We start from the raw sequence: 26314 nt of genomic DNA, 5'->3' as shown, positions 1-26314 counted from the left end.
ACAACTTGGAAGGTTTTACGCGCGCCCAGATCGACAAGGCCGAAAGCAAGGATTTCGCGCTTGGCGCCGGCCCGAAGCGGCCGCGCGATGCGGCGACGCTGATCCTGCTCCACCGAAAGGGCAGCGACATCTGCGTCCTGATGGGTCGCCGGCACATGAAGCATGCCTTCATGCCGGGCAAGTTCGTCTTTCCGGGCGGGCGCACCGACCCGAACGACAGCCGCGTCGACGTCGCGACGCCGCTCGATCCGGCCGAGGAGATCAAGCTGATCGGGACGGGAAGCCGAGCGACAGCCGCGCGCGCCCGCGCCATCGCGCTTTCCGCCATCCGCGAAACCTACGAGGAAGCCGGGCTGCTGATCGGGCGCCGCGGACCCTTCACGACCAACAAGGCCGACTGGCAGGGCTTCGTCGAGCACGGCATCCAGCCCTCGCTGGCAGGCCTGCGCTTCGTCGCCCGCGCGATCACGCCGCCCGGCCGCGTGCGCCGCTTCGATACGCGCTTTCTCTCGGTCTGGAAGGATGAAGTGGCGCTCGAACTGGAAGATGGCGGGCCGACGCACGAGCTCGAAGAACTCGTCTGGCTGCCGATCGCGGAAGCGAAAGAAGCCGACATCCCGAGCATCACGCGGACGGTACTCGGCGACCTCGAATCGCGGCTGAAGATCGATCCCGAATTGAAGCCCGGCGGCGAGGTCCCGTTCTACCGGCTTCGCCGGGACCGCTTCGAACGCAACATCATCTAGCGCCGGCACGCCATGCATTCCGGCCCGTCGGCTCCCGGTGACGAGACCATCAAGTGGCTGTCGGTGTCGGCGGCGATCGCCTCGATCAGCGTCGTCGGGATCGCCATCGGCATCGGCATGCCGCTCCTGAGCGTGATCCTCGAAGGCCGCGGCCATTCAGCGACCATGATCGGGCTCAACACGGCTATGGCCGGCCTCGCCTCGATCGTCGCCGCACCCTGCGCGACGCCGCTCGCAGCGCGCTTCGGCGTCGTGTGGACGATGCTCGCCATGATCGTGGTCGGCGCCGTTTCCTTCATCGGCTTTTATGCCGCGCCGGATTTCTGGATGTGGTTTCCGCTGCGGGCGGCGCTGCATTTCTCGATCACCATCGTCTTCATCCTGTCGGAATTCTGGATCGCGACCTCGGCGCCGGCGGCGAAGCGCGGCTTCATCCTCGGCATCTACGCGACCGTGCTCTCGCTCGGCTTCGCCTTCGGGCCCTGGCTGTTTTCGCAGGTCGGCAGCCAGGGCTTCCTGCCCTTCGGCATCACCTTTGCCATCGTGATGGTCGCCGCCCTGCCCGTGCTGGCGGCCTTGAAGGAAAGCCCACGCATCGATACCACGCCGACCGGCACGCGCTTCGTCGGCTATATCTGGCTGGTGCCGATGGCGACGGCCGCCGTGCTCGTATTCGGCGCGGTGGAGACGGGCGGCTTCGCGCTCTTCCCGGTCTACGGCACGCGGATCGGTTATTCGGAAGCGGATGCCGCGCTGCTCCTCACGGCCGTCGGGCTCGGCAACGTACTGATGCAGATCCCGCTCGGCCTGATCAGCGACCGGATCGGCGACCGGCGCCACCTCCTGATGATCTGCGCGGCGATCGGCCTTGCGGGCATGGTGGCCCTGCCCTTCGTCGCGCATGACTGGTATCTGACGGCCGGCGTGCTGTTCGCCTGGGGCGGCGTGGTCGCGGGACTCTATACGGTCGGTCTGGCGCATTTGGGCTCGCGCCTGTCCGGGCGCGACCTCGCCTCGGCCAACGCCGCTTTCGTGCTTTGCTACGGAATCGGCATGCTCCTCGGCCCGCAGGCGATCGGCATAGGCATGGACCTCTTCGGGCCGAACGGTTTCGCCTATGCGATCATGATCTTCTTCGCGGGCTATCTGGGATTGGGCGCGGTGCGGCTCGGTTCAGGCTCCGGCCGGGGTTGACAATCGGCGACGATCCAGTATGTCTCGCGCCAAGTTTTCCGCCGCCCGGGCCCGGCTCCCGTTCGTATGCGGTGACATCTCTTTCAGAAACGGACGACCAAAATGGCCAAGGCGACAACCATCAAGATCAAGCTTCTGTCGACCGCCGACACCGGCAGCTTCTACGTCACGACGAAGAACAGCCGCACGATGACGGACAAGATGACGAAGCGGAAGTACGATCCGATCGCGCGCAAGCACGTCGAGTTCAAGGAAACCAAGATCAAGTAAGCCTCAAGCTTCTGATCGGTTTCAAGCGCCGCCCTCGGGCGGCGTTTTGCGTTTCTGGCGGGAAAAAAGAAAGGGGCCGGCCGACGGCTGACAGTGGTACGAGGAGGCCACTAAGGTGTCAGTGTCGACCGGCCGACCCCACGGACCCAGGAGATGCGGCGGACCTGAGCATCATGGGGTAGCTCGCCGGGCAGGTGCCCTCGTTTGCTGCCCTGATGGCTTCACAGTCGCGCAAGACCGGTGGAAAATCAATAATTTCTTAACTTTGACGGCAACTGTCACGCATTAAGGTAAACGCGCGCGCCGAAGCGCCTTGACGGTCTAGTCGCCGCCTTGACTAGGCGGCGCTGGCGACGACGCGGTTACGGCCGGCATTCTTGGCCTGGTAGAGCGCGATATCCGCGCGCTTCATCATGTCGCTGGCGGTGTCCGGCTCGCCCTTCAGCGAGGCGACGCCGACCGAGATCGTGACCTCGAGCGTCTTGCCGCCCTGCTCGATGGTGAACGGATTGCGCGCGATCTGCTCGCGGATGCGCTCGGCGACCTTTTCGGCCAGCGCCGGATCGGTGTCCGGCATGACGATGACGAACTCCTCGCCTCCATAGCGGCAGGCAAGATCGAAGCCGCGAACGCTTTGGCGTAGCCGCATGGCGAACTCGCGCAGGATGTCGTCGCCGGCATCGTGGCCATGCGTGTCGTTGATCGACTTGAAGCGGTCGATGTCGGTGATCAGCACCGAGAGCGGCTTGCCGCGGCTGCGCGCCTTGGCGGCGAGGCTCGCGAGGTGACTGTCGAGATAGCGGCGGTTGTGAAGGCCGGTCAGACCGTCGGTCACCGCCATCTCGATTGTTTGCGTCACCGAGGAGCGGAGCTGGTCGTTGTAGCGCTTGCGCTTGACCTGCGTGCGCAGGCGCGCGATCAGCTCCTGCCGGTCGACGGGCCGCGTGACGTAATCGTTGATGCCGAGTTCGAGCGCACGTACGAGGCGCTGGTTCTCGTCCTGCCCGGCGATCAGGATGATCGGCAGGAAGCGCGTGCGGTCGAGCGTGCGGAGTTGCGAGCAGAGCCGCAGCGGATCGTAATCGGCAAGCGCGGTGGAAATCAGCACGCATTCATAGGGCTTCTCGGCCGCCTCGATGACGGCTGCCTGCGGATCGGACACCACGTCGAGCGTGCAGACGCCGCGCAGATACTTCTCGATCTGCTCGACGGAGGACGCGCGATCATCGACGAGCAGAGCGCGGATCGGCGCGTCGGCCGAGATGTCGCGCTTCTTCAAGAGCTCCTCGATGCCGATATTGCGCGTCGTCGAGGCGCGCATGCGCAATTCGTCGGTGAGCATCTTGAGGCGCACGAGGCTCTTGACGCGGGTCATGAGCTGGAGGTCGTTGGCGGGCTTGGTCAGGAAGTCATCGGCGCCGACTTCGAGCCCGCGGACGCGGTCGGCGGCCTGGTCGAGCGCGGTGACCATGACGACCGGAATGTGGGCGGTGGCCGAATCCGTCTTCAGGCGGCGGCAGACCTCGAACCCGTCCATGTCGGGCATCATGACGTCGAGCAGCACCACGTCGGCGCGGCCCGCCTCGCAGATTTCGAGCGCGTCGCGGCCATTGCTGGCGGTGAGCACTTCGAAATACTCGGCGAGGAGCCGCGCTTCGAGAAGCTTCACATTCGCCGGAATGTCGTCGACAACAAGTATCCGCGCCGTCATTTCAACCCCTTGTCCGGCCGCCCGGCCGGCTTCTCACGCATCGCCCAGATAGGACTTGATCGTCTCGATGAAGCGCGCGACCGAGATCGGCTTCGAGATATAGGCCTCGCAGCCGCCCTGCCGGATACGCTCCTCGTCCCCCTTCATGGCGAAGGCCGTCACCGCGATGACCGGGATCGAGCGAAGATCGTCGTCGTCCTTCAGCCATTTGGTGACCTCCAGCCCCGAAACCTCGGGAAGCTGAATGTCCATCAGGATCAGGTCCGGACGATGCTCGCGCGCAAGGTCGAGTGCTTCGAGCCCGTTGCGCGTGCGCACGGTCTCGTAGCCCGACGCTTCGATGAGGTCGCGAAAGAGCTTCATGTTGAGCTCATTGTCCTCGACGATCATCACCTTCTTGGTCATAAGTCCTCGACAGTCCAGGCGCCGAACGGTTTCGACCCCGCCGAAATGTTAGCGTGATTTGATTGACGAAACGCAAACTCTTGAAACAAGTCATCGCGCGATGCTTGATCGCAAGGATGGTGCAGGCTAACCCAGCCGCATGATCAGGACCATGTCGGATTCGGGGCGCAGCGACAAGAAGCTGGCGCGGGAAGCGGCCGATGGCATTGCCATCCAGGCGCTGGGCTTCATCGCCGGCGATCCGGAACTCTTGCCCCGCTTTCTCGATCTGACCGGCATCGCCGCACACGACATCCGCCGCGCGGCGGGCGAGCCGGGCTTTCTCGCAGGCGTGCTGCAGTTCATCCTGGCGCATGAGCCGACGCTGATGAAATTTTCCGAGGCGAGCGGCATCGCGCCGCAGGATGTCGGCCGTGCGATGCGCGCGCTCCCGGCCGGCGAAGACGGATACGAGATTTCCTCATGAGCGACGATCCGGAAACACTGCGCCAGATCGAAGAACTGGCGGCCGACGACCGGCCGCTGCTGATCCTCGACGTCGACGACGTCATCCTCGACTTCATCAAGCCGTTCCCGCGCTATCTCAAGTCGAAGGGTTTTGACCTCAGGCTCGACAGCTTCGCGCTGCATGGCAACATCTTCCATGTCGAGAACGGCAACGTCGCCGAAATCGAGCATGTACGTACGCTGGTCGACGATTTCTTCCACGGCCAGGCCGACTGGCAGACCGTGACGGACGGCGCTGCCGATGCCATGGCGCAGATCGCACGACGCGCGGAGATCGTGCTCTTGACAGCAATGCCGCACCGCTTCCGTGATGCGCGCCGCCGCCACCTCGACGCGCTCGGCCTGCCCTACCCGCTGCTGACGACCGAGATGGCGAAGGGTCCGGCCGTCGCGCGGCTGCGGGGCGAGACGCTCCGTCCGGTCGCCTTTGTCGACGACCAGCCGCGCAACCTGATCTCGGCGCATGAGAGCGTGCCGGATGCGGCGCTGTTCCATCTGATGGCTGACAACAGCCTGCGCGAGTTGATGCCGCCTCCGCCCGAATTCGCAATCGTCGTCCATGACTGGGCCGAGGCGCTGCCGATGATCGAGCGTGCGCTCGGGATCGGCGGTCACGACGCGGGGGTGAGCGCGTAGCGCATCAGGGGACGGCCTTCCTTGCGCTCGGCGACCGTTTCGAAACCCGCCTGTTCGAAGACACGGGCCGAGCCGACGAAAAGGCCGATCGACCGCGAATCCTTCGACTGCCGGATCGGGCAGGCCTCGACGAGACGGGCGCCGTTCTGGCGGGCGAAGTCGAGCCCGGCCGCGACCAGCCGATGCGTCAAGCCCTTGCCGCGGGCGGACGAGCGCAGGAAGAAGCAGGAGATCGCCCATGCCGCCGCGTCCGCAGGATCGACATCGAGCGGCGCGGATGCCCTGCCCTTGTTGTTCCACTCCGGCACGTCGGCCCGCGGACCGATCTGCATCCAGCCGACGGCGCGGCCATTGTCGAACGCCAGCAGGCCCGGCGGCGGGCCGTCCTCGATCCGCCTCTTCATGAACGCCTTGTTCGCCTCGCGGTCGTTGACCCGCCGCGCGGCGGGCGGCAGCCGGAAGTGGACGCACCAGCAGCCATAACACGCGCCCTGCCTGCCGAAGAGGTCTTCGAAGGCCGGCCAGCGCTCCGGCGTCAAGGGAAGGATGTCGGTGTCCATTCCAGTGCCTTTCTGCCGGTGCAAGGACACGCAATTCGCTTGCGGCGCTCTGCGCATCGTCCTACGATATTTGTTCACTTTATGTTCACATCGATGCGCCCGACTGTCAATCATCCGTCTCATGGATTCTGCCGCGATTGCCTGACGCTTCAGCGCGGGAATGCACCGCGCTGCGATGCCTGTGGCAGCCCGCGCATCGTGCGTCATGATGAGCTTTATGCGCTGCATCTGGCACATATCGACTGCGACGCATTCTATGCGGCGGTGGAAAAACGGGACAATCCGGCGCTTCGCGACAAGCCGGTGATCATCGGCGGCGGAACGCGCGGCGTCGTCTCCACCGCCTGCTACATTGCGCGCATCAAGGGTGTGCGCTCCGCGATGCCGATGTTCAAGGCGCTGCAGGCCTGCCCGGAGGCCGTGGTGATCAAGCCGGACATGGACAAATATGTGCGCGTCGGACGCGAGGTGCGCCAGATGATGGAAGCGCTGACGCCGCTGGTTGAACCTCTCTCGATCGACGAGGCCTTTCTCGACCTCGGCGGCACCGAAATGCTGCACGGGCGCCCGCCTGCGCTGGTGCTTGGGCAATTTGCGCTGTCGGTGGAGCGGGAGATCGGCATTTCGGTCTCGGTCGGGCTCTCCTACTGCAAGTTTCTAGCAAAGGTCGCCTCGGACTTGAGGAAGCCGCGGGGCTTTGCGGTCATCGGCGAGGCGGAGGCGCTCGAATTCCTCGCGGGACAGCCGGTCTCGATGATCTGGGGCGTCGGCAAGGCGTTCGAGGCCGTACTGGAGCGCGACGGCGTGCGCACCATCGGGCAGTTGCAGAAGATGGAGCGCGGCGATCTCCTGAAGCGCTACGGAACGATGGGCGACCGGCTTTTCCACCTCTCGCGCGGCGAGGACGTGCGGCGCGTCTCGGCCGACCGGGAGGCGAAGAGCGTATCGGCGGAGACGACATTCGATGTCGACCTGTCGCGCAGCGAAGATCTCGTTCCGGTGCTGCGTGCGCTGAGCGAAAAGGTGTCGCGGCGGCTGAAAAGCCATCAGATCGCGGGACGGACCGTCGTCCTGAAGCTGAAGACGACCGACTTCAAGACCCGCACACGCAACCGCGCGCTGGCGGACCCGACCCAACTCGCCGAGCGGATTTTCCAGACCGGCCTCGAAATGCTGAAGCACGAACTCGACGGCACCCGGTTCCGCCTGCTCGGCATCGGCGTCAGCGAGTTGGCGGACGCCGCGCGAGCCGATCCACCCGACCTCGTCGATCTGCGCGGAGCGAAAGCCGCGAAGGCGGAAGGCGCGATGGACCGGCTGCGGGAAAAATTCGGCAATACGATCGTCGAGACGGGCTACACGTTCGGGCGGCCGCGCAACGGGCGGCCGCCGAGAGCGAACTGACTACTACTGTCGCTCGAAGGAAAGCTGCGCGGTGACGACGGGCTCGCCCGTCTCGGGATGGGCCTCGGTCGTGACGATCTGCAGGGCATTGCCGGAGGAGGAAAGCTGCATGCTCGCCTCGCGGCCCGTCTCGGGCCATGCGACGGCGAGATTGACCGTGTCGCCGCTGCGGTTGCCCGACAGGCTGGCAGGCCCGCGCGGCGAGCCGGTATAGGTGCCCGAATAGGTCTCGCCGTCGACCGAAAGGTCGGCGCCGATCGCGCGCGACATGACGATCATCGCGTTGCAGTTTCCGTCCATGGACAGCCGCTCTGCCGACGCGTCGGAGGACAGGTCGCAATTGACGTTGACCGGCTCCTGATCCGGCTTCAGGCGAATGGAGCCGCTGCCGGCCCAGTTGCCCTCAAGCGTTTCGAGGAATTCGGCTTCCGATGCGTGGGCCGGTACTGCAGCCGTCATGGCCGCCGCGACGATGAGTGCGGACAAGGCGCGCATGTCTATCCTTTCGAATTTGAGCTTCGTCGGAGACAGAACGCGCGAAATCCGGCCTTTCGATCCTGGAAGGCCACAATTCCCATGACGCAAGTACATGGTCCGTGATGGATCGTCAGACGAGTTCGACGTCGACGACGCCGGGAACGGCCTTCATCGCCGAGGCGATCTGCGGCGACAGGCGGTAGCGGTCGGGAAGCTCGACCTCGATTTCGCCCTGCCCGCCTTCGCGGATGACGACGAAGCTGACCTGCCCTTCGCCGCGCTGCGACAACTGACCGGTCAGTGTCGACAGCGGCGACGGATCGCGCAGGAAAATGCGCAGCGCCTTCTGGATGCGGCTGGCCTCCTCTTCCAGCGACGCCATCGTCTGGACGCGCAGATTGACGCCTTCGGGACGGTTTTCGGCCGCGACGGTCACGACGACGGACTTGCCGGGCTCGAGAAGGTCGCGGTATTGCGCCAGCATCTCGGAGAAGAGCACGGCCTCGTATTGACCGGTGGCATCGGACAGCATGATGATGCCCATCTTGTTGCCGGTCTTGGTGCGACGCTCCTGCCGCGAGGTGATCGTGCCGGCGAGCCGTCCGGCCGATGCTCCGCGCTTGACGGCGGCCTGGAACTCCGCCCAGCCCTGCACGCGCAGCTTTTCGAGCGTCTTCTTGTATTCGTCGAGCGGATGGGCCGAGAGGTAGAAGCCGACGGCGTTGAACTCGCGGTGCAGGCGATCGGCCGGCAGCCACGGCTCGGCCAGCGGCAAATGCAGCTTTTCCGGCTCGGCGCCGAGCGCCTGACCGAAAATGTCGGTCTGGCCCGACGCGGCATTGTCGCTGGCGCGCGCGGCGAGCCCCATCATCCTGTCGAGCCCGGAGGCAAGTGCCGCGCGGTCATGGCCGAAACAGTCGAAGGCGCCGGCGGCGATCAGGCTTTCGAAGACGCGTTTGCCGACGATCTTGGGGTCGATGCGCGAGCAGAAATCCTCGAGGCTCTCGAACGACTTCTCCTTGCGCAGCGCCACGATGTGGTCGACCGCGCCCTCGCCGACGCCCTTGATGGCGGCGAGGGCGTAGAAGATCTTCTTTTCGCCGACCTCGAACGGGCGGTGGCTCGTCATCACCGACGGCGGCACGACTTCGATGCCGAGCCGCATCGCATCCTGTCTGAAATCAGACAGTTTTTCGGTGTTGTTCATGTCGTACGTCATCGACGCGGCGAGGAATTCGGTCGGGTAATGCGCCTTCAGATACGCCGTCTGGTAGGAGACGATGGCGTAGGCGGCGGCGTGCGACTTGTTGAAGCCGTAGTCGGCGAACTTGGCGAGCAGGTCGAAGATGAAATTGGCCTGCGACTTGCCGACGCCGCGCTCCATCGCGCCGTCGACGAAGCGCACGCGCTGCTTGTCCATCTCGGCGCGGATTTTCTTGCCCATGGCGCGGCGAAGGAGATCGGCCTCGCCGAGCGAATAGCCGGACAGCTCCTGCGCGATCTGCATCACCTGTTCCTGGTAGACGATGACGCCTTGGGTCTCTTTCACCAGGTGGTCGATCTTCGGATGGATCGACTCGATCTCCTCCTCGCCATGCTTGCGGGCGTTGTAGGTCGGGATGTTCTCCATCGGGCCGGGGCGATAGAGCGCGACGAGCGCAATGATGTCCTCGATGCAGTCCGGCTTCATGCCGACCAGCGCCTTGCGCATGCCGGCAGATTCCACCTGGAACACGCCGACCGTTTCGCCGCGCGAGAGCATGGCGTAGGTCTTCTCGTCGTCGAGCGGGATGGTCGCAAGGTCGATGTCGACGCCGCGCCGCTTGATGAGGTCGACCGCGGTCTGCAACACGGTCAGCGTCTTGAGGCCGAGGAAGTCGAACTTCACCAGCCCCGCCTGCTCGACCCATTTCATGTTGAACTGGGTGACCGGCATGTCGGAGCGCGGATCGCGGTACATCGGCACGAGTTGCCAGAGCGGCCGGTCGCCGATGACGATGCCGGCGGCGTGCGTCGAGGCGTGGCGGTAGAGGCCTTCGAGCTTCATCGCGATGTCGAGGAGGTTCTGGACGATCGGCTCCTTCTCGACCTCCTCGGCAAAGCGCGGCTCGCCCTCGATGGCATCCTTGAGCTTGACCGGATTGGCGGGATTGGCCGGCACCATCTTGCACAGCCGATCGACCTGGCCGTAGGGCATCTGGAGGACGCGGCCGACGTCGCGCAGCACGGCGCGGGCCTGCAGCGTTCCGAAGGTGATGATCTGGCCGACCTGCTCGCGCCCGTACTTGCCCTGCACGTAGCGGATCACCTCCTCGCGCCGGTCCTGGCAGAAGTCGATGTCGAAATCGGGCATCGACACGCGCTCGGGATTGAGGAAGCGCTCGAAGAGGAGCGAGAAGCGCAGCGGATCGACGTCGGTGATCGTCAGCGCATAGGCGACCAGCGACCCTGCGCCCGAGCCGCGGCCGGGGCCGACCGGAATCCCTTGCGCCTTGCCCCATTTGATGAAGTCCGCGACGATCAGGAAGTAGCCGGGAAACTTCATCCGCGTGATGATGCCGATCTCGAATTCCAGCCGTTCGCGATATTGCTCGACCGTATAGCCCTTGGTGGGGCCGTGCGCGGCAAGGCGCGCGTCGAGGCCTTCGCGTGCCTGGCGGGCGAGTTCGTCGGCTTCCGCCTGGAGCGCGGCATCGGCGTCGGCCGCATCATTGCCGGTGAAGCGCGGCAGGATGGGGTCGCGCGTCCTCGGATAGTAGGAGCAGCGCCGGGCGATCTCGACGGTCGATGCGAGCGCTTCCGGGAGATCGGCGAAAAGCGCAGCCATCTCCTTTTGCGTGCGCAGGAAGTGGTCGGGCGTCAGCCGGCGGCGCTCGTCGACGGCGACGACGGAGCCCTCCGCGATCGCCATCAGCGCGTCATGGGCGTCGTAGTCGGAGGCGGCGGGGAAGAAGGCCTCGTTGGTGGCGACGAGCGGCAAATCGTGCGCGTAGGCGAGTTCGATGGTCGCCGCTTCCAGCACGCGGTCGTAGCCTGTGGGGCGCTGAAGCTCGACATAGAGGCGGTCGCCGTACCAGTCCTTCAACTGGAGAATGCGCTGTTCGGCGAGCCCCGGCTGCTCGGCCTTGAGCGCCGCGCCGATCGGGCCACGGTCGCTGCCGGTGAGGCAGATAATGCCCTCGCTGCGCTCCGGCAGCCACTCGGCGAGCACCTGGACGGGTTCGCCGGCCGGCACGTCGAGATAGGATTTCGAGACGAGGTCGACCAGATTGGCGTAGCCGCGCTCGTTCGCCGCGATCAGCACCAGCGGCGTCAGCCCGCGATCGTGCTTGCGCGCGTTGCGGCCATTATCCTGCGCGTCGCCGAAATTGACGTCGATCTGGCAGCCGACGATGGGCTGCACGCCGTCCTTGACCGCCTTCTGCGCGAATTCGAGCGCGCCGAAGAGATTGTTGGTATCGGCAATGCCGATGGCCGGCGCCTGGTCCTTGACCGCGTGGCCGACGATCTTGCCGACCGGCAGCGCGCCTTCGAGGAGCGAATAGGCCGAATGGACCCGAAGATGGACAAAGCGGTTCGAAACAGCGCTGGTCGGGCTGGCGGTCATGTCGGGCTTTCGCAAGAAGAGTCGGTGACTATTGTCGGACCCGGCCGGCTCGATGTCCACCCTGCGGGCGACGTTTCCAACAGACGCGCCGTCAGAAATGTTCGCCGGAACGGAACGGGCCGATGCGCATGCCAGCCGCAATCAAATAGGCAGTCGACCAGCCGATGAGAAGGAAGCCGTTGATGCCTTCCAGCGCCGCAAAGACGCGCCATCGCTCCGGCGGGATGACGTCGCCATAGCCGAGTGTGGAAAAGGAGACGATCGAGAAATAAAGCGCGGTTTCGATGTCGGCGAAGCTGCCGAGCGCGAAATGGACGAGCGCCCAGAGCCAGATTTCGACGGCCAGCACGACAAAGGTGCCGAGCACGGTCGCGACCATGGCGACGATGCGATTGCGCCGGTGGTCGACGCGCAGCACATCCGTCAGCGCCGACGACCAGCGCGTCACCTCGATCAATCCGATCGCATGGATCACGACCGTTGCGGCGATCACCAGCGTACCAAGCAGAAGATTTTCGACCACCTGCGACGCTCCGTTCACACGAGGCTGCTTGAACGCGGGCCAAATTCCTGAAAACCTTGTAGCAACAGAAAAACGCCGAGGAAACGCCATGAAGACCCGCGCCGCCGTCGCCATCGCTGCTGGAAAGCCGCTCGAGATCATGGAGGTCGACCTCGAAGGCCCGCGCGCCGGCGAAGTGCTGGTCGAGATCAAGGCGACGGGCATCTGCCATACGGACGAATTCACCCTCTCCGGCGCTGACCCGGAAGGCATCTTTCCGGCGATTCTCGGTCACGAGGGCGCCGGCGTCGTCGTCGATGTCGGTCCGGGCGTGACGAGCCTGAAGAAGGGCGACCATGTCATCCCGCTCTATACGCCCGAATGCCGCTCCTGCCCCTCCTGCCTGTCGCGCAAGACGAATCTGTGCACCGCGATTCGCTCGACCCAGGGCCAGGGCGTGATGCCGGATGGGACGAGCCGCTTCTCGATCGGCAAGGACAAGATCTTCCACTACATGGGCTGCTCGACCTTCGCCAACCACACCGTCCTGCCCGAGATCGCGCTCGCCAAGGTCCACCCCGACGCGCCCTTCGACAAGATCTGCTACATCGGCTGCGGCGTGACGACCGGCATCGGCGCGGTGATCAACACCGCCAAGGTGGAAATCGGCGCGACCGCGATCGTCTTCGGGCTCGGCGGCATCGGCCTCAACGTCATCCAGGGCCTGCGGCTTGCCGGTGCCGACATGATCATCGGCGTCGACCTGAACAATGCCAAGAAGGAATGGGGCGAGCGGTTCGGCATGACGCATTTCGTCAATCCGAGCGAAGTCGACGGCGATATCGTGCCGTATCTCGTCAACTTGACCAAGCGCGGCGCAGACCAGATCGGAGGAGCGGACTATACGTTCGACTGCACCGGCAACGTGAAGGTCATGCGCCAAGCGCTTGAATCCGCTCACCGCGGATGGGGCGAATCGATCGTCATCGGCGTCGCGGGCGCCGGCCAGGAAATTTCCACGCGTCCGTTCCAGCTCGTCACCGGGCGCACCTGGAAAGGCACGGCCTTCGGCGGCGCGCGCGGACGCACGGACGTGCCGAAGATCGTCGACTGGTACATGGAAGGCAAGATCGAGATTGACCCGATGATCACCCACACGCTGTCGCTCGACGAGATCAACAAGGGGTTCGACCTGATGCATTCGGGCGAATCGATCCGCAGCGTCGTCGTTTACTGACGCGGTCTCAGGGCACCTTTCCGGCGTTGGTGCGTTGATGCGCGAGCCATCGGCCATGTGCCGGCCGCTCGCTTTCGACAATCGGGGAAAACAAATGTTCGCAAAGAAGATCATGCTTGCTGCGGCAGGCGTTTCGCTGATGGCCCTTGCCGCGTGCGGCGAGGACGAGACGGCGACCTCACAGGCCCAGCCGACGCCGCCGGCGCAGACCGAACCGGCCAACCCCGACCTCGACCAGACGCTGGACGATGCCGAGGAGGCGGCCGGCGACGCGCTGTCGCGCATGCGCGAGGCGGCCGAAGAGGCGGCAAGTGAAGCGGGGCGGCTGGCCGGAGAGGCACGCACCCGCGCCGAGCAGGCGCTGGAAGATGCCGGTCCGACGCTCGACCGTGCAGGCGAGGTTGCCGGCCAGATCGGCGCTTCGGTGGGCGAAATCGTCGAACGGGCACGCGGCGACCTCGAACGCGCAGCTCGTGAACTCGAAGCGCGGATCAATCAATCAACGACTGAGGATGCGCAGCCCGAGACAGGCGATCCGGATGCCGAACTGGCCCCTGCCGAGGAGCTGCGCGCGGATACGCGTGCCGCTGCACGCGCCCTCTCGGCCGGCGTCGGGCCCGATTATGTAGGCGTATGGGCCGCGGAGGCATCAAGTTGCGCGCGTATCGACCGCGAAGCCGTCGAAATATTCGCCGTGATCACGCCGACGACGATGCGGCGTCATGAAAGCGTCTGCAACATCGATGCCGCTCCCCTTGCCAACGGGAGCGCGACTTTCAATGCGTCGTGCATTGCGGAGGGCATGGAGGAAGACCGCCAGATCACATTCACCATGCCCGATCAGAACCGGCTGTCGATCTCCTATGACGCAACGGCCGACAGTGCCGAGCTGATCCGCTGCCATCTGCCGGAATGATCGGGCGACGAGCCTTCCGGTGACTTGGGCATATGACTATAATCCCTCTCAAATGATCGATCGTTTGGGGGACAGATGAAGCGCGTTGTGGTCGGGTCGCTGCTTTCGCTGCTGTTGGCGGCCGGCATCTTCCTTGGATATGGGGGCTGGCACACCGCAACGACGCTTGAGGGCGTATTGCGGGTTGGCGGCTCGACCGCACAGGGCGATGGCTGGCCCGCGCCGGAGACACCGTTCGATATCGGCTTCAAGGGAAATCCGGCGGTCGCCCTCGACTTCGCCTATGAGGACGTCGTCATCGAAAGCGAACTCGGCCCGCTGCCGGCATGGCTCGTCCTGCCCGAACATGGCGGCCTGCACGAGACGACCTGGGGCATCATCGTTCACGGCATCGGAGGTCGCCGCGAGAACGGCTATCGCTTCCTGCCGCACTTTCGCGCGGCCGACATGCCGACCCTGCTCGTCTCCTACCGCAATGACGAAGACGCCCCGCGTGATCCGAGCGGCTTTTACGCCTTCGGTCTGACGGAGTGGCGGGACCTCGAAGCTGCGGCCGACTATGCCCTCGGGCGCGGCGCAACTTCCCTCGTGCTGCTCGGCGAATCCATGGGTGGCGGCATCGTCGGCCAGTTCATGCGACGCTCCGGCCGGGCCGAACGCGTTTCCGGCCTCGCCTTCGACGCGCCGGCATTCGACTTCCCCGCCGTGCTCGTCAGCCAGATGGAAAAAGCGGGCGCTCCGTTGCCGAAGGTGCTCGCTCCGGTCGGAATGCGGCTGTTTGCGTTGCGCAATGGCCTCGCAATTGCCGGGACGGACGTTACGGAGACGATCTCCGAATTTTCCGGCCCCGTCTTCGTTTCGCATGGTTCAGCGGATCGTATCGTGCCGGCGGCCGGCACCGAGGCGATGGTGAAGCGGCGCACCGGCGCGACAGAGTATCTGCGCACGGATGCCGACCACATTCTCTCCTGGAAATCGGGACCGGCCGCCTATGACGCGGCGCTGGGCGCCTTTTTGAAACAGGCGGCGGGGCAAAGGTGAACAAACCCACGATTTTCGTCGACGCGGATGCCTGTCCGGTCAAGAACGAGGTGCTGAAGGTTGCCGAACGCCACGAGCTCGTCGTGACGTTCGTGGCCAATGGCGGATTGCGCCCCTCGCGCGACCCGATGGTGCGCAATGTGGTCGTCTCGGCCGGTTTCGACGCCGCCGACGACTGGATCGTCGACAACGCGGTGGCCAACGACATCGTGATCACCGCCGACATTCCGCTTGCCGCCCGCGGCGTCGAAAAGGGCTGCCACGTCATCGGCATGACCGGCCAGCCCTTCACGCCCGAGACGATCGGCATGGCGGTGGCGATGCGCGACCTGAAGCAGAATTTGCGCGAGAGCGGCGAGATCAAGGGCTACAACGCAGCCTTCTCGCCCAAGGATCGGTCGCGCTTTCTGGAGACGCTGGACCGGACGATCCGGCGCGCATTGAATTCGAAATGAGGGACTGATGAAGACGATATCGGAAGCGAAAGCCCATGGCGGCGTTCAGGGCGTCTATTCGCATGCGTCCGAGACATGCGGCTGCGACATGACATTCGCGGTCTTCGTGCCGCCGCAGGCGAAGGATGGTCCCTGCCCGGTCCTCTGGTATCTGTCGGGCCTCACCTGCACGCATGCCAACGTCATGGACAAGGGTGAATACCGCCGACTGGCGGCCGAACTCGGCCTGATCATCATCTGCCCGGACACGAGCCCGCGCGGCGATGGCGTGGCGGACGAGCCGGACAACTGGCAGTTCGGCAAGGGCGCGGGCTTCTATGTCGATGCGGCCAACGAGCCGTTTGCGAAGCACTACCGGATGTATTCCTACGTCACGCAGGAATTGCCCAGTCTGATCGCGGCGAATTTCCCGGCGGACATGGAGCGCCAGTCGATCTTCGGCCATTCGATGGGCGGACATGGCGCGATGACCATCGCGCTCAAGCACCCAGACCGGTTCCGATCATGCTCTGCCTTTGCGCCGATCGTTCAACCGTCGACCGCCGGCTGGTCGAAGCCGGCCTTCGAAAAGTATCTCGGGACAGATGAGGCCGCGTGGCGGCCCTACGACGCGACGGCGCTGGTCGAGGACGGCGCGCGGTTCCCTGAGTTCCTGATCGACCAGGGCACGTCCGACGGCTTTCTCGACGACGGGTTGCGGCCGTGGCTGTTCGAGGAGACCGTGAAAGGGACGGAGATCGGGCTGACCTTGCGAATGCAGGACGGCTACGACCATTCCTATTTCTTCATCTCGACCTTCATGGACGATCATCTCAGATGGCATGCGGACCGTCTCGGCGCTGTCAAATGACATTAGCATGAGCTGCTAATATACGGGTGGAATTGGGGAACCGGTCGGGCGGTTGCGATGGGTGCCTCGATGGGCCATGCTTGGGCGCGCGCTGCCGACCGGCCCTGCGCATGCAATCAAGATACAACCCAAGGGGTGGCACAGGTGCCTGACACCGCGACGATCTATTCCGAAAATCCCGACCTCGACACGCTCGGCGGACGCCTTTCACGCGCCCGCGACGCAGTCGGAATGACCACAGCGCAGCTTGCGCGCCGGCTTGGCGTCCAGACCGCGACGCTGCAGGCTTGGGAAACCGATCGTTCGCAGCCACGCGCCAATCGCCTGTCGATGCTGGCGGGCGTGCTCAATGTCAGCCTGTCCTGGCTGCTCTACGGCGTCGGCACCGCGCCGGTGGAAGAGGATGCGCGCGACGACACGGTGCGCGCGATCACCGCACAATTGTCCGAGTTGAAACGACTGCACGCCCAGAGCGCGGCGGTGATTTCGCAGATCGAGGATGAGTTGCGGATATTTGCCCGCGAGGGTGACAAGGCCGGCGCAATCGTCTAGCGTCGATTCCGTCAGGGGTGCTTGCACTCCGCCGGTTTGCGGGAGAGAGCGGTTCGGGCATTCGCCGGGATCGCCGCCGAAGGGGAAATCGCCCGAAATCTCTCAGGCAAAAGAACCGTCTGCCGGCCAAGACGCTCTGGAAAGTCGGGGTTTTCACCCCGCGCCGAAGGTGTAAGCGCTGCCGACAGAGTTCCGGTCGCGCGAGTCTCTCAGGCTTCCGACAGAGGGGCACGAACATGCCGCGCGAGCGGCTGGATGCGTGCGACCTTTGGAGGCCGAATGGCGGAACCGGGCGAACTGAAACGACTCCCCTTGCATGAGCTGCACGCAGCGGCGGGCGCCAAATTCGGCGGCTTCGCCGGCTGGTCGATGCCGCTGTCCTATCCCGCAGGCGTCATGAAGGAACACCTCCATTGCCGCGAGGCGGCGGGGCTGTTCGACATCTCGCACATGAAGCTGTTTGTGGTCTCGGGTCGCGAGGCTGCGGAAGCATTGTCGCGCGCCTGCCCGATCGAGGCCGGTGCGCTGGCTACAGGACAGTCGAAATACACCTTCTTCCTGAATGACCAGGCCGGCATCCTCGACGATTTGATCGTCACGCGGGTTGGCGACGACCGCTTCGTCGTCGTTGCCAATGCCGGCAATGCGCAGACTGACGAGGCGCATCTGCGCGAAATCGCATCGGGCTTCAATTGCACTGTGGAAGCGCTCGAACGTGTGTTTCTGGCGTTGCAGGGGCCGCAGGCCGAGGCCGTCGCGCACGATGCCGGGCTCGATATCGCTGGTCTTGGCTTCATGAACGGCAAGGAAACCGCCGATGGCGGCTTCATCGCGCGCAGTGGCTATACCGGCGAGGACGGGTTCGAGATTGCCGCTTCGCTCGATGCGGCGCAGGCGCTCGCCGAACAACTCGCGGCCGATCCGCGCGTCGAATGGATCGGGCTCGCCGCGCGCGACAGCTTGCGGCTCGAGGCCGGGCTGTGCCTGCACGGGCAGGACATCACGCCGGACACGAACCCGGTCGATGCCGGGCTGATCTGGGCGATTCCAAAGGCGCTGCGCACAGGCGGCGCATATGTCGGCGCCGATGCGCTCGCCGCTGCGATTGCCGCAGGGCCGCGTCGCAAGCGCGTCGGCCTGAAGCCGGAGGGCCGCCAGCCGGTGCGCGCCGGCGCAGCGCTGGTCGATGGTGACGGCGCGCCGGTCGGATCGATCACGTCGGGCGGGTTCGGCCCGTCCTTCGGCGGGCCTGTCGCCATGGGCAGCGTCGACGTCGACGCACTCGACCAACCGATCTTCGCGGAGGTGCGCGGCAACCGCCTGCCCCTCGCGCTCCACCCTCTTCCGTTCCAGCCACATCGCATGCGCAAAGGATGACGCAGATGGCCCAGACTTATTTCACCGAAGATCATGAATGGGTTCGCGTCGAGGGCGACATTGCGACCGTCGGGATCACCAATTACGCGCAGGAACAGCTCGGCGATCTCGTCTTCGTCGAACTGCCCGAAAAGGGCCGGACCGTCGACAAGGGCGACACGGTCGTCGTCGTCGAATCGGTGAAGGCCGCGTCGGACGTCTACGCGCCGCTCGCCGGCGAGGTGACGGAGGTCAATGACGGGCTGTCCGACAATCCCGGCCTCGTCAATTCGGCTGCCGAAAAGGATGGCTGGCTGTGGAAGATGAAGCTCGCCGACAAGGCCGCGCTCGAGGGCCTGATGGACCGCGCCGCCTATGACGCTACGACGGCCTGACGGAGAGCGACCAATGAGCACCAGCTTTGCCAATCGCCATATCGGCCCCGGCCCCGCCGACCAGCGCGACATGCTGAAGACGCTTGGCGTCACCTCCATCGACACGCTGATCAGTCAGGCCGTTCCCAAGTCCATCCGGCTGGAGGCGCCGCTCGATCTGCCAGCGCCGGCCAGCGAGCAGGAAGCGCTCGCGGAGCTTTCCGGCATGATGGAGAAGAACGTCGTCGCCAGGAGCTTCATCGGCGCGGGCTACCACGGCACGCATGTGCCGCCGGTCATCCAGCGCAATCTGTTCGAGAACCCGGCCTGGTACACGGCCTATACGCCCTATCAAGCCGAGATCAGCCAGGGGCGGCTGGAGATGCTTTTCCATTTCCAGACGCTGGTGACGGAACTGACCGGCCTGCCGGTCGCCTCCTCCTCGCTGCTGGACGAGGCGACGGCGGTGGCCGAGGCCGTCGGCATCGCGTTCCGCCATCACCGCATGAAGCGCCTGAAGATCTCGATCGCGGGCGCGCTGCATCCGCAGACGCTCGACGTCGTCGAGACGCGCGCCGAGCCGCTTGGGATGGCGATCGGCTGCGATCCGGTCGATGACGAGACGGCGGCGCTGATCGTGCCCTGGCCGGACACGAACGGCGTCTATGGCGACCATAAGGACGAAATCGCCACCGCCAAGAAGTCGGGCACGGTCGTCATCTTCGTCGCCGATCCGCTGGCGTTGGCTCTCACGCAGACGCCCGCCTCGCTCGGCGCGGAGATCGCGGTGGGTTCGATGCAGCGCTTCGGCGTGCCGATGGGCAATGGCGGACCGCATGCGGCCTACTGCGCGGTCGAGGACCGCTTCACGCGGCTGATGCCGGGCCGTCTCGTCGGCCAGTCGGTCGATGCGGGCGAGCGCGTCGGCTATCGCCTCGCGCTCCAGACGCGCGAGCAGCACATCCGCCGTGACAAGGCGACGTCAAACATCTGCACGGCGCAAGCGCTGCTCGCCAACATGGCTGCCGCGTATGCGGTCTGGCACGGCCCGCAAGGCCTGCAGGAAATCGCGAACCGCATCCATGGCTTCGCGACGCGGCTTCATGCCGGGCTGAAGGCCAAGGGCGTCGAGGTTGCGGGCGACCGGTTCTTCGACACGGTGACCGTGACGACGAAGCACGCCGAGGCGATCGTCGAGAAGACCATGGAGCGTGGGCTTTGGCTGCGCGACTTCGAGGACGGCCGGATCGGCATCAGCTTCGACGAAACGTCGACGGAGGCCGACCTCGCCGCCATCGCCGACCTCTTCGGCGTCAAGCTGCCGGAGGCGGCGGAGGCGCGGCTGCCGGGCAAGCGTTCCGGCTCGTTCATGAGCCAGCCGGTCTTCCATGAGAACCGCTCCGAGACCGAGATGATGCGCTTCCTGCGCCGCCTCGCCGACAAGGATCTGGCGCTCGACCGGGCAATGATCCCGCTCGGCTCGTGCACGATGAAGCTCAACGCGGCTGCCGAGATGATGCCGGTGAGTTGGGCCGGCGTCGCCAACCTGCACCCCTTCGCGCCGGAGGGAAGTGCCGAGGGCTACAAGGCCATGTTCGACCAGCTCGAGGCGTGGCTGGCCGAGATCACCGGTTTCGACGCGGTGTCGCTGCAGCCGAATGCCGGCAGCCAGGGCGAATATGCCGGCCTCCTCGCCATCCGCCGCTATCACCGCGCGCGTGGCGACGAGAACCGTATCGTCTGCCTGATCCCCTCCTCCGCCCATGGCACCAACCCGGCCAGCGCCTCGATGGCCGGAATGGATATCGTCGTGGTCAAGTGCACGGACCACGGCGACGTCGATTTCGACGACCTGAAGGCGAAGGCCGACCAGCATGCGGACAGGCTGGCGGCGCTGATGCTGACCTATCCCTCGACGCATGGCGTGTTCGAGGAAGGCGTGCGCGACATCTGCAAGATCGTCCACGACCATGGCGGCCAGGTCTATTTCGACGGCGCCAATCTGAACGCGATGGTCGGCCTTGCGCGGCCGGGCGATCTCGGCGCCGACGTCTGCCACATGAATTTGCACAAGACGTTCTGCATTCCCCATGGCGGGGGCGGCCCCGGCATCGGGCCGATCGGCGTCAAGGCGCATCTGGCGAAATTCCTGCCGGGCCATGTGGCGGACGGCTCGCGCCATGCCGTCGCGGCGGCCCCCTTCGGCTCGGCCTCGATCCTGCCGATCACCTGGATGTATATCCGGATGATGGGCGCACCGGGCCTCAAGCGCGCGACGGAACTCGCCATCCTTTCGGCCAACTACATCGCCGAACGGCTGGAGCCGCATTTCCCGGTGCTCTATCGCGGCCGCAACGGGCGCGTCGCGCATGAGTGCATCCTCGACACGCGGGTGCTGAAGGAAAGCGCCGGCGTTTCGGTCGAGGACATCGCCAAGCGCCTGATCGACTATGGCTTCCACGCGCCGACCATGTCGTGGCCGGTCGCTGGCACGCTGATGGTCGAGCCGACGGAATCGGAGCCCAAGGCCGAAGTCGATCGCTTTTGTGACGCGATGATCGCCATCGCGAAGGAAGCGGCGAAGGTAGCCGAGGGCAAGTGGCCGAAGGACGACAATCCGCTCGTCAACGCCCCCCACCCGGCGATCGACGTGATGGCCGCGGACTGGGTGCATCCCTATTCGCGAATCGAGGCTGGATTCCCGGCCGGCGACGCGAACATGGCGTCGAAATACTGGCCGCCCGTCTCGCGCATCGACAATGTGGCCGGTGACCGTAACCTGGTCTGCTCGTGTCCGCCGATGGAGGCTTTGGCGAGTTAACCGGCGATCCGCGCGATCTCGATGCGGTTGCGGCCGGAATTCTTGGCCGCATAGAGCGCTTCGTCGGCGCGCGCAATGAGCGCGTCGACACCCGGCCGTGCAGCGTCGCCGAAGACGATGCCGGCGCTGGCCGTGCAGCGGAAGGCGCGGCCCTTGGCCTCGAAGGTCTCGGCCGCGAGCATGGCGCAGATGCGGCGCACGGTCGCCGCCGCCTGATCGTCGGTCACGCGCGGCATGACCAGCGCGAATTCCTCGCCGCCAAGACGCGCGGCGATGTCGCGTCCGCGCTTGCCCTGGTCGAGAATGCGGGCGAAGTCGCAGAGCACTGCGTCGCCCGCGGCATGGCCATGCGTGTCGTTGACGCTCTTGAAGTGATCGAGGTCGAAGATCGCGACGGCCGCGAAGGGCCCGTAGGTCTGGCCGGCGGTCATCTGCGCCAGGCCCCGGCGATTGAGGAGGCCGGTCAGCGCGTCGGTGATCGCCTCGGCCTTGTGCAGTTGCGCAAGGCGCGTTTGGTCGAGCGCGATGGAGAGCGCTCCGCCGCCGGTCATGGCGAGGATGGCGACGACGATGTTGACGCGCTCGGCCCAGTTTTCCGGTACGCCGCCAAGCGTCCATTGCTGGCCGACGATCAACACGAGCCCGCAGGCCGCGAAGGACAGCGCTGCCAGATGATAGAGGCCAGCCATCAGCATCAGCGCCGTCGGCGCTTCGCGGCGATGGCTGAAATAGACATGCCCGGACATGGACAGGAGGATGGCGGCTGCGAGGTTCTGGACGATGAAGGCGATACCGTCATAGCCGAGTGCGAGCGGCGGAAGGGCGAGCCCGAGCGAGATCAGCGACGTGACCGCAACGCGGTTGAGCGAGGGGTTCTGCTGAACGAACTGGTGCGCCGCGCCGTGGATGATCGACAGGCCGAGCGGCAGGAGCGCCACGACGAAGGCGCCTATGACCGGATGCGGGTTCTCGGCATAGATCGTGTAGGCGAGGACATGGGCGACGAGCGTCAGCACGCCCAGCGACCAGGTGAGCTTGAAGGAATCGCGCTTGGCGGTAAACCAGAAGCCCATCATCGTCGCGGCGAGGCAGATGCCGGAAATCGCGGTGGCAAGCAGAAGCGATGCGTAATTGACCGTCACTTCCCTGCCCCTCACCAGCTATCCTTGCCGATGCTTTAACTGTGAAACGTTTTCATTGAATTACTTCGTTTCGAAAGTTTGCACGGTTTCACGCGAGACGGCCGACGCGTGCCTCGAGCCATGGACTTGCGTCAAACTGGTTTAGACCTCAAAATTCCGTGAACGGCGGGGACTGCTATGTCATCTCCTCAAACCGAAGCGGTCGTCGATGAAATCTATGCTTGTCTGGTTGGACGGACGAGCTGGGAGAGTTTTGTCGGCAATTTCGCGGCCCGCGTTCCCGGCGGCAAGGCGAGCCTGTTCTGCTACAATCCGAGCGAGAAGAAGGGCATTTTCAATCTCGCCTCACCGATGGACGAAGCGGATGCGGTCAGCTTCCGCGACTACTACGTAAATGTGAACCCCCTGACACCGGCCGCGCTGGAGCGGCCTGTCGATCTGGGGACAGTTGCCGATGCTCTTTGCGCGCGCGAAATCTTCCTGAAGAGCGAATTCTACAACGACTATTTGCGGCCGCAGGGCATCGAATCGGCCGTTGGCGTGACCGCGATCCGCGATCCGTCCTGCTTCTTTTTCCTGATCGGTTTCACCGGGCAGGCGGACGGTAACGAGAACGAACCGCTGGCACGGATGTTCGGCGAAATCTCGCCCCATCTGCGGCGCGCTTTCTCATTCTACAGGCGATCCGTCGCGCGTGAGGCGATCGGGCCAGTCGGCCATTCGATACTCGATGCCATCAGCGCGGGCGCGCTCGTCGTGAACGAGGATCGAATGGTCACGGCCGCCTCGCCTGCGGCCCGCGAAATGATGATGGACGGCACCAGCATTCGCACGCTCGGGCGCAGCTTGCGGCTGAAAGTGCCCGGAGCCGACGACGCGCTTCGGCTGATGTGCAGGCGCGATTATGTGGGGCCCAAGACGCTGACCTTCGTTTCGCGAACGGAACGCATAACCCTGGTGTCGATCGAGAAGGACCCCGTTCCCGCCTTTTTCGAGGGGCCGTCCATCCTCGTTCTCATCGAACCGATGGCGCGGGAACTGCGAGCAACCGACATCGAAGATGTCGGCAAGCTGTTTCAGTTGTCCGGCGCCGAGCAGCGGGTGGTCCTCGGCCTGATCGAGGGGCTATCGGCGCGGATGATCGCGGAGCGGCATGGAATTTCCGTGGAAACCGTGCGGACGCAGATCAAGCACATCTACGCAAAGACGGAATCCAACTCGCGCGTCGACCTGATCCGCAAGCTCCAAGGTCTTGCCCTGCATGGCCCGCTTGGCTGACCAGCGCTCTTGCCTGTGGACGAATCGGGAACGCGCCCCTTCATTTTTGCCGCGATCTCCTGCATTAGAAGGCCCCCGGCTATGATGACAGCCCTGCGAGCACGCTCGATCTGATTCGCGAACGGACCAACCTGCCGCCCATGGACGACAACAACGACCTCTTCGGCGACCTCGACGCCTCGACGCCGGCCAAGCCCGCGGCGCGTCCCGCCGACCCGATCGTCGCCGCGGCGAAGCGCGCGGCGCCACCGGCGGCCGTTGCGACGAAGGACGCCAGCGACGGCTACAGCGCTGCCGACATCGAGGTGCTGGAAGGGCTGGAGCCGGTGCGCCGGCGGCCGGGCATGTATATCGGCGGCACCGATGAAAAGGCGCTGCACCACCTCTTCGCCGAAGTGATCGACAATTCGATGGACGAGGCGGTGGCCGGCCACGCGACCTTCATCGAGGTCGAGCTTTCGGCCGACGGCTTCCTGTCGGTGACCGACAACGGCCGCGGCATTCCGGTCGACCCGCACCCGAAATTCAAGGACAAGTCCGCGCTCGAAGTCATCATGACGACGCTGCATGCGGGCGGAAAATTCGATTCGAAGGTCTACGAGACGTCGGGTGGCCTCCACGGCGTCGGCGTCTCGGTGGTCAACGCGCTGTCGGACGATCTCGAGGTCGAGGTCGCGCGCGGGCGCAAGCTCTACCGCCAGCGCTTCTCGCGCGGCATTCCGCAAGGCGGGCTGGAGTTTCTCGGCGACGTGCAGAACCGGCGCGGTACGAAGGTGCGTTTCCATCCCGACGCGCAGATCTTCGGCGCCAATGCGCGCTTCGAGCCCGCGCGGCTCTACAAGATGGCGCGTTCCAAGGCCTATCTCTTCGGCGGCGTCGAAATCCGCTGGTCGTGCGATCCGACGCTGATCGGCGAGAAGGACAAGACGCCTGACAAGGCGACGTTCCACTTCCCCGGCGGGTTGAAGGACTACCTCCTCGCCTCGCTGGGCACCGAATACCAGGTCACGCGCGAGCCCTTTTCGGGCAAGAGCGAGAAGTCGAACGGACATGGTTCGCTCGAATGGGCCGTCACCTGGCACGGCGGCGATGGCTTCCTCAACTCCTATTGCAACACAATCCCGACTCCGGAAGGTGGCACCCACGAAACGGGCTTGCGCAATGCGCTGCTGCGCGGCTTGCGCGCTTATGCGGAACTGACCGGCAACAAGCGTGCATCGATCGTCACCTCCGAGGACGTGATGATCTCGGCGGCCGGCATGCTGTCGGTCTTCATCCGCGAACCCGAATTCGTCGGCCAGACCAAGGACAGGCTGGCGACCGGCGAAGCGCAGCGCATCGTCGAAAACGCGGTGCGCGATCCCTTCGACCACTGGCTCGCCGACAATCCGCAGGAAGCCTCGAAGCTTCTGGAATGGGTCATCGCGCGCGCCGATGAACGCGTCAAACGCCGCCAGGAAAAGGAAGTCAGCCGCAAGAGCGCGGTGCGCAAGCTGCGCCTGCCCGGCAAGCTGGCCGACTGCACGCAGAACGCGGCGGCGGGCGCCGAACTCTTCATCGTCGAGGGCGACTCGGCCGGCGGCTCGGCCAAGCAGGCACGCGACCGGGCGAGCCAGGCCGTGCTGCCGCTGCGCGGCAAGATTCTGAACGTGGCGAGCGCCGGGCGCGAGAAGCTGACCGCCAACCAGCAGATCGCCGACCTGATCCAGGCGCTCGGCTGCGGCACGCGGTCGAAATACCGCGAGGAGGATTTGCGCTACGACCGCGTGATCATCATGACCGACGCGGATGTCGACGGCGCGCACATCGCCTCGCTGCTGATCACCTTCTTCTATCAGGAGATGCCGGAGCTCGTGCGCGGCGGGCATCTCTATATGGCCGTGCCGCCGCTCTACAAGCTGACGCAGGGCGGCAAGACGATGTACGCGCGGGATGACGCGCATAAAGATGAATTGATGCGCACCGAATTCACCGGGCGCGGCAAGGTCGAGCTCGGCCGGTTCAAGGGTTTGGGCGAGATGCTGGCGAGCCAGCTCAAGGAAACGACGATGGACAAGCGCAAGCGGACCTTGCTGCGCGTCGAGGTCCACGAGAGCGAGGACGCGACCAGGGCGTCCATGGATGCGCTGATGGGTACCAAGCCCGAACTGCGCTTCCGCTTCATCCAGGACAATGCCGAGTTCGCTGGCGAACTGGATATCTAGAGCATTTGCAGCCAGACGGAATCGTCTGGCGTCGCACAAATGCGGATGGGAAAGACAGCTAGAGCGGCA

The 26314-nt window shown here is 65.1% G+C and carries 24 protein-coding genes and 1 riboswitch; of the genes, 17 read left to right on the top strand and 7 right to left on the bottom strand.

Translation table 11 applies throughout. The annotated features are described in order from the left end of the window. Positions 1–5 precede the first annotated feature (5 nt). The 3 genes from ALII_RS0101100 (at position 6) to rpmG (ending at position 2210) form a co-directional block, all read left to right on the top strand. Complete coding sequence (locus ALII_RS0101100) at positions 6–746, top strand: NUDIX hydrolase (protein WP_024585497.1); 741 nt, start codon at positions 6–8, stop codon at positions 744–746. Positions 747–758: 12 nt separating this feature from the next. Next, entirely contained in the window at positions 759–1940 is a 1182-nt protein-coding gene (locus ALII_RS0101095; protein WP_024585496.1) for an MFS transporter, read from the top strand. Positions 1941–2042: 102 nt separating this feature from the next. After that, the gene (gene rpmG, locus ALII_RS0101090; RefSeq protein ID WP_024585495.1) at positions 2043–2210 is read left to right on the top strand and encodes a 50S ribosomal protein L33; all 168 of its coding nucleotides are present in this window, start codon (positions 2043–2045) and stop codon (positions 2208–2210) included. A 337-nt stretch (positions 2211–2547) separates the two neighbouring features. On the opposite strand, the gene ALII_RS0101085 is transcribed toward rpmG, so the two are convergent. Together ALII_RS0101085 and ALII_RS0101080 are read right to left on the bottom strand one after the other, a co-directional pair. Further along, on the bottom strand, positions 2548–3921 hold the full coding sequence (locus ALII_RS0101085; protein WP_024585494.1) for a PleD family two-component system response regulator: 1374 nt from the start codon (positions 3919–3921) through the stop codon (positions 2548–2550). Between the two features lie 33 nt (positions 3922–3954). Next, positions 3955–4326 carry a response regulator gene (locus ALII_RS0101080; protein ID WP_024585493.1) on the bottom strand — a complete coding sequence of 124 codons (372 nt, stop codon included), beginning with the start codon at positions 4324–4326 and terminating at the stop codon, positions 3955–3957. Between the two features lie 139 nt (positions 4327–4465). Between ALII_RS0101080 and ALII_RS0101075 the strand changes: the two genes are divergently transcribed. Beyond that, positions 4466–4792 (top strand): DUF3572 domain-containing protein, encoded by a 327-nt coding sequence (locus ALII_RS0101075; protein ID WP_244437240.1) that lies wholly within the window; start codon positions 4466–4468, stop codon positions 4790–4792. After that, a complete protein-coding gene (locus ALII_RS0101070) occupies positions 4789–5469 on the top strand; it encodes a hypothetical protein (RefSeq protein WP_024585491.1) in 681 nt (226 codons plus the stop codon). The genes ALII_RS0101075 and ALII_RS0101070 overlap by 4 nt, the downstream gene beginning before the upstream one ends. On the opposite strand, the gene ALII_RS0101065 is transcribed toward ALII_RS0101070, so the two are convergent. Next, positions 5445–6029, bottom strand: a complete 585-nt coding sequence (locus ALII_RS0101065) for a GNAT family N-acetyltransferase (protein ID WP_024585490.1) — start codon at positions 6027–6029, stop codon at positions 5445–5447. The two genes, ALII_RS0101070 and ALII_RS0101065, sit on opposite strands and share 25 nt — an antisense overlap. Positions 6030–6110: 81 nt before the next feature. Here ALII_RS0101065 and ALII_RS0101060 point away from each other — a divergent pair, with 81 nt between their 5' ends. Beyond that, positions 6111–7433 carry a DNA polymerase IV gene (locus ALII_RS0101060; protein WP_024585489.1) on the top strand — a complete coding sequence of 441 codons (1323 nt, stop codon included), beginning with the start codon at positions 6111–6113 and terminating at the stop codon, positions 7431–7433. A gap of 3 nt (positions 7434–7436) precedes the next feature. Here ALII_RS0101060 and ALII_RS0101055 read toward each other — a convergent pair whose 3' ends face one another. From ALII_RS0101055 to ALII_RS0101045, 3 genes are all read right to left on the bottom strand, one after another. Continuing rightward, positions 7437–7928, bottom strand: a complete 492-nt coding sequence (locus ALII_RS0101055; RefSeq protein WP_024585488.1) for a hypothetical protein — start codon at positions 7926–7928, stop codon at positions 7437–7439. 112 nt (positions 7929–8040) lie between these two features. Further along, positions 8041–11517 carry a DNA polymerase III subunit alpha gene (gene dnaE / locus ALII_RS0101050; RefSeq protein WP_029660064.1) on the bottom strand — a complete coding sequence of 1159 codons (3477 nt, stop codon included), beginning with the start codon at positions 11515–11517 and terminating at the stop codon, positions 8041–8043. Between the two features lie 91 nt (positions 11518–11608). Beyond that, positions 11609–12040: a potassium channel family protein gene (locus ALII_RS0101045; RefSeq protein WP_024585486.1), complete on the bottom strand. Its 432-nt coding sequence runs from the start codon at positions 12038–12040 to the stop codon at positions 11609–11611. An 88-nt stretch (positions 12041–12128) separates the two neighbouring features. Between ALII_RS0101045 and ALII_RS0101040 the strand changes: the two genes are divergently transcribed. The 9 genes from ALII_RS0101040 (at position 12129) to gcvP (ending at position 21621) form a co-directional block, all read left to right on the top strand. Beyond that, positions 12129–13256: an S-(hydroxymethyl)glutathione dehydrogenase/class III alcohol dehydrogenase gene (locus tag ALII_RS0101040; RefSeq protein WP_024585485.1), complete on the top strand. Its 1128-nt coding sequence runs from the start codon at positions 12129–12131 to the stop codon at positions 13254–13256. 94 nt (positions 13257–13350) lie between these two features. Further along, positions 13351–14172, top strand: coding sequence for a hypothetical protein (locus tag ALII_RS21450; RefSeq protein WP_024585484.1), 822 nt, complete (start codon positions 13351–13353; stop codon positions 14170–14172). 75 nt (positions 14173–14247) lie between these two features. Then, complete coding sequence (locus ALII_RS0101030) at positions 14248–15213, top strand: alpha/beta hydrolase (RefSeq protein WP_024585483.1); 966 nt, start codon at positions 14248–14250, stop codon at positions 15211–15213. After that, complete coding sequence (locus ALII_RS0101025) at positions 15210–15668, top strand: YaiI/YqxD family protein (RefSeq protein WP_024585482.1); 459 nt, start codon at positions 15210–15212, stop codon at positions 15666–15668. Before ALII_RS0101030 ends, ALII_RS0101025 begins: the two co-directional genes overlap by 4 nt. 7 nt (positions 15669–15675) lie before the next feature. Beyond that, positions 15676–16518 (top strand): S-formylglutathione hydrolase, encoded by an 843-nt coding sequence (gene fghA, locus ALII_RS0101020; RefSeq protein WP_024585481.1) that lies wholly within the window; start codon positions 15676–15678, stop codon positions 16516–16518. 144 nt (positions 16519–16662) lie between these two features. Beyond that, positions 16663–17070 (top strand): helix-turn-helix domain-containing protein, encoded by a 408-nt coding sequence (locus ALII_RS0101015; protein ID WP_024585480.1) that lies wholly within the window; start codon positions 16663–16665, stop codon positions 17068–17070. Positions 17071–17099: 29 nt separating this feature from the next. After that, positions 17100–17198: riboswitch (glycine riboswitch) on the top strand. Positions 17199–17349: 151 nt separating this feature from the next. Beyond that, a complete protein-coding gene (gene gcvT, locus ALII_RS0101010) occupies positions 17350–18447 on the top strand; it encodes a glycine cleavage system aminomethyltransferase GcvT (protein WP_024585479.1) in 1098 nt (365 codons plus the stop codon). Between the two features lie 5 nt (positions 18448–18452). After that, entirely contained in the window at positions 18453–18821 is a 369-nt protein-coding gene (gene gcvH, locus ALII_RS0101005) for a glycine cleavage system protein GcvH (protein WP_024585478.1), read from the top strand. 13 nt (positions 18822–18834) lie between these two features. Next, positions 18835–21621 carry an aminomethyl-transferring glycine dehydrogenase gene (gcvP, locus tag ALII_RS0101000; protein ID WP_024585477.1) on the top strand — a complete coding sequence of 929 codons (2787 nt, stop codon included), beginning with the start codon at positions 18835–18837 and terminating at the stop codon, positions 21619–21621. On the opposite strand, the gene ALII_RS0100995 is transcribed toward gcvP, so the two are convergent. Continuing rightward, positions 21618–22778, bottom strand: coding sequence for a GGDEF domain-containing protein (locus ALII_RS0100995; protein WP_152529493.1), 1161 nt, complete (start codon positions 22776–22778; stop codon positions 21618–21620). The genes gcvP and ALII_RS0100995 overlap by 4 nt on opposite strands. A 162-nt stretch (positions 22779–22940) precedes the next feature. On the opposite strand from ALII_RS0100995, the gene ALII_RS0100990 reads away from it, so the two are divergent. Together ALII_RS0100990 and parE are read left to right on the top strand one after the other, a co-directional pair. Further along, positions 22941–24041, top strand: coding sequence for a helix-turn-helix transcriptional regulator (locus tag ALII_RS0100990; RefSeq protein WP_024585475.1), 1101 nt, complete (start codon positions 22941–22943; stop codon positions 24039–24041). Positions 24042–24181: 140 nt separating this feature from the next. Then, on the top strand, positions 24182–26245 hold the full coding sequence (parE, locus tag ALII_RS0100985) for a DNA topoisomerase IV subunit B (RefSeq protein ID WP_024585474.1): 2064 nt from the start codon (positions 24182–24184) through the stop codon (positions 26243–26245). Positions 26246–26314: the final 69 nt, after the last annotated feature.

It is taken from the genome of Aliihoeflea sp. 2WW, assembly GCF_000497755.1.
Classification (GTDB): Bacteria; Pseudomonadota; Alphaproteobacteria; order Rhizobiales; family Rhizobiaceae; genus Aliihoeflea.
This window is presented reverse-complemented; position numbering and strand designations above follow the sequence as displayed.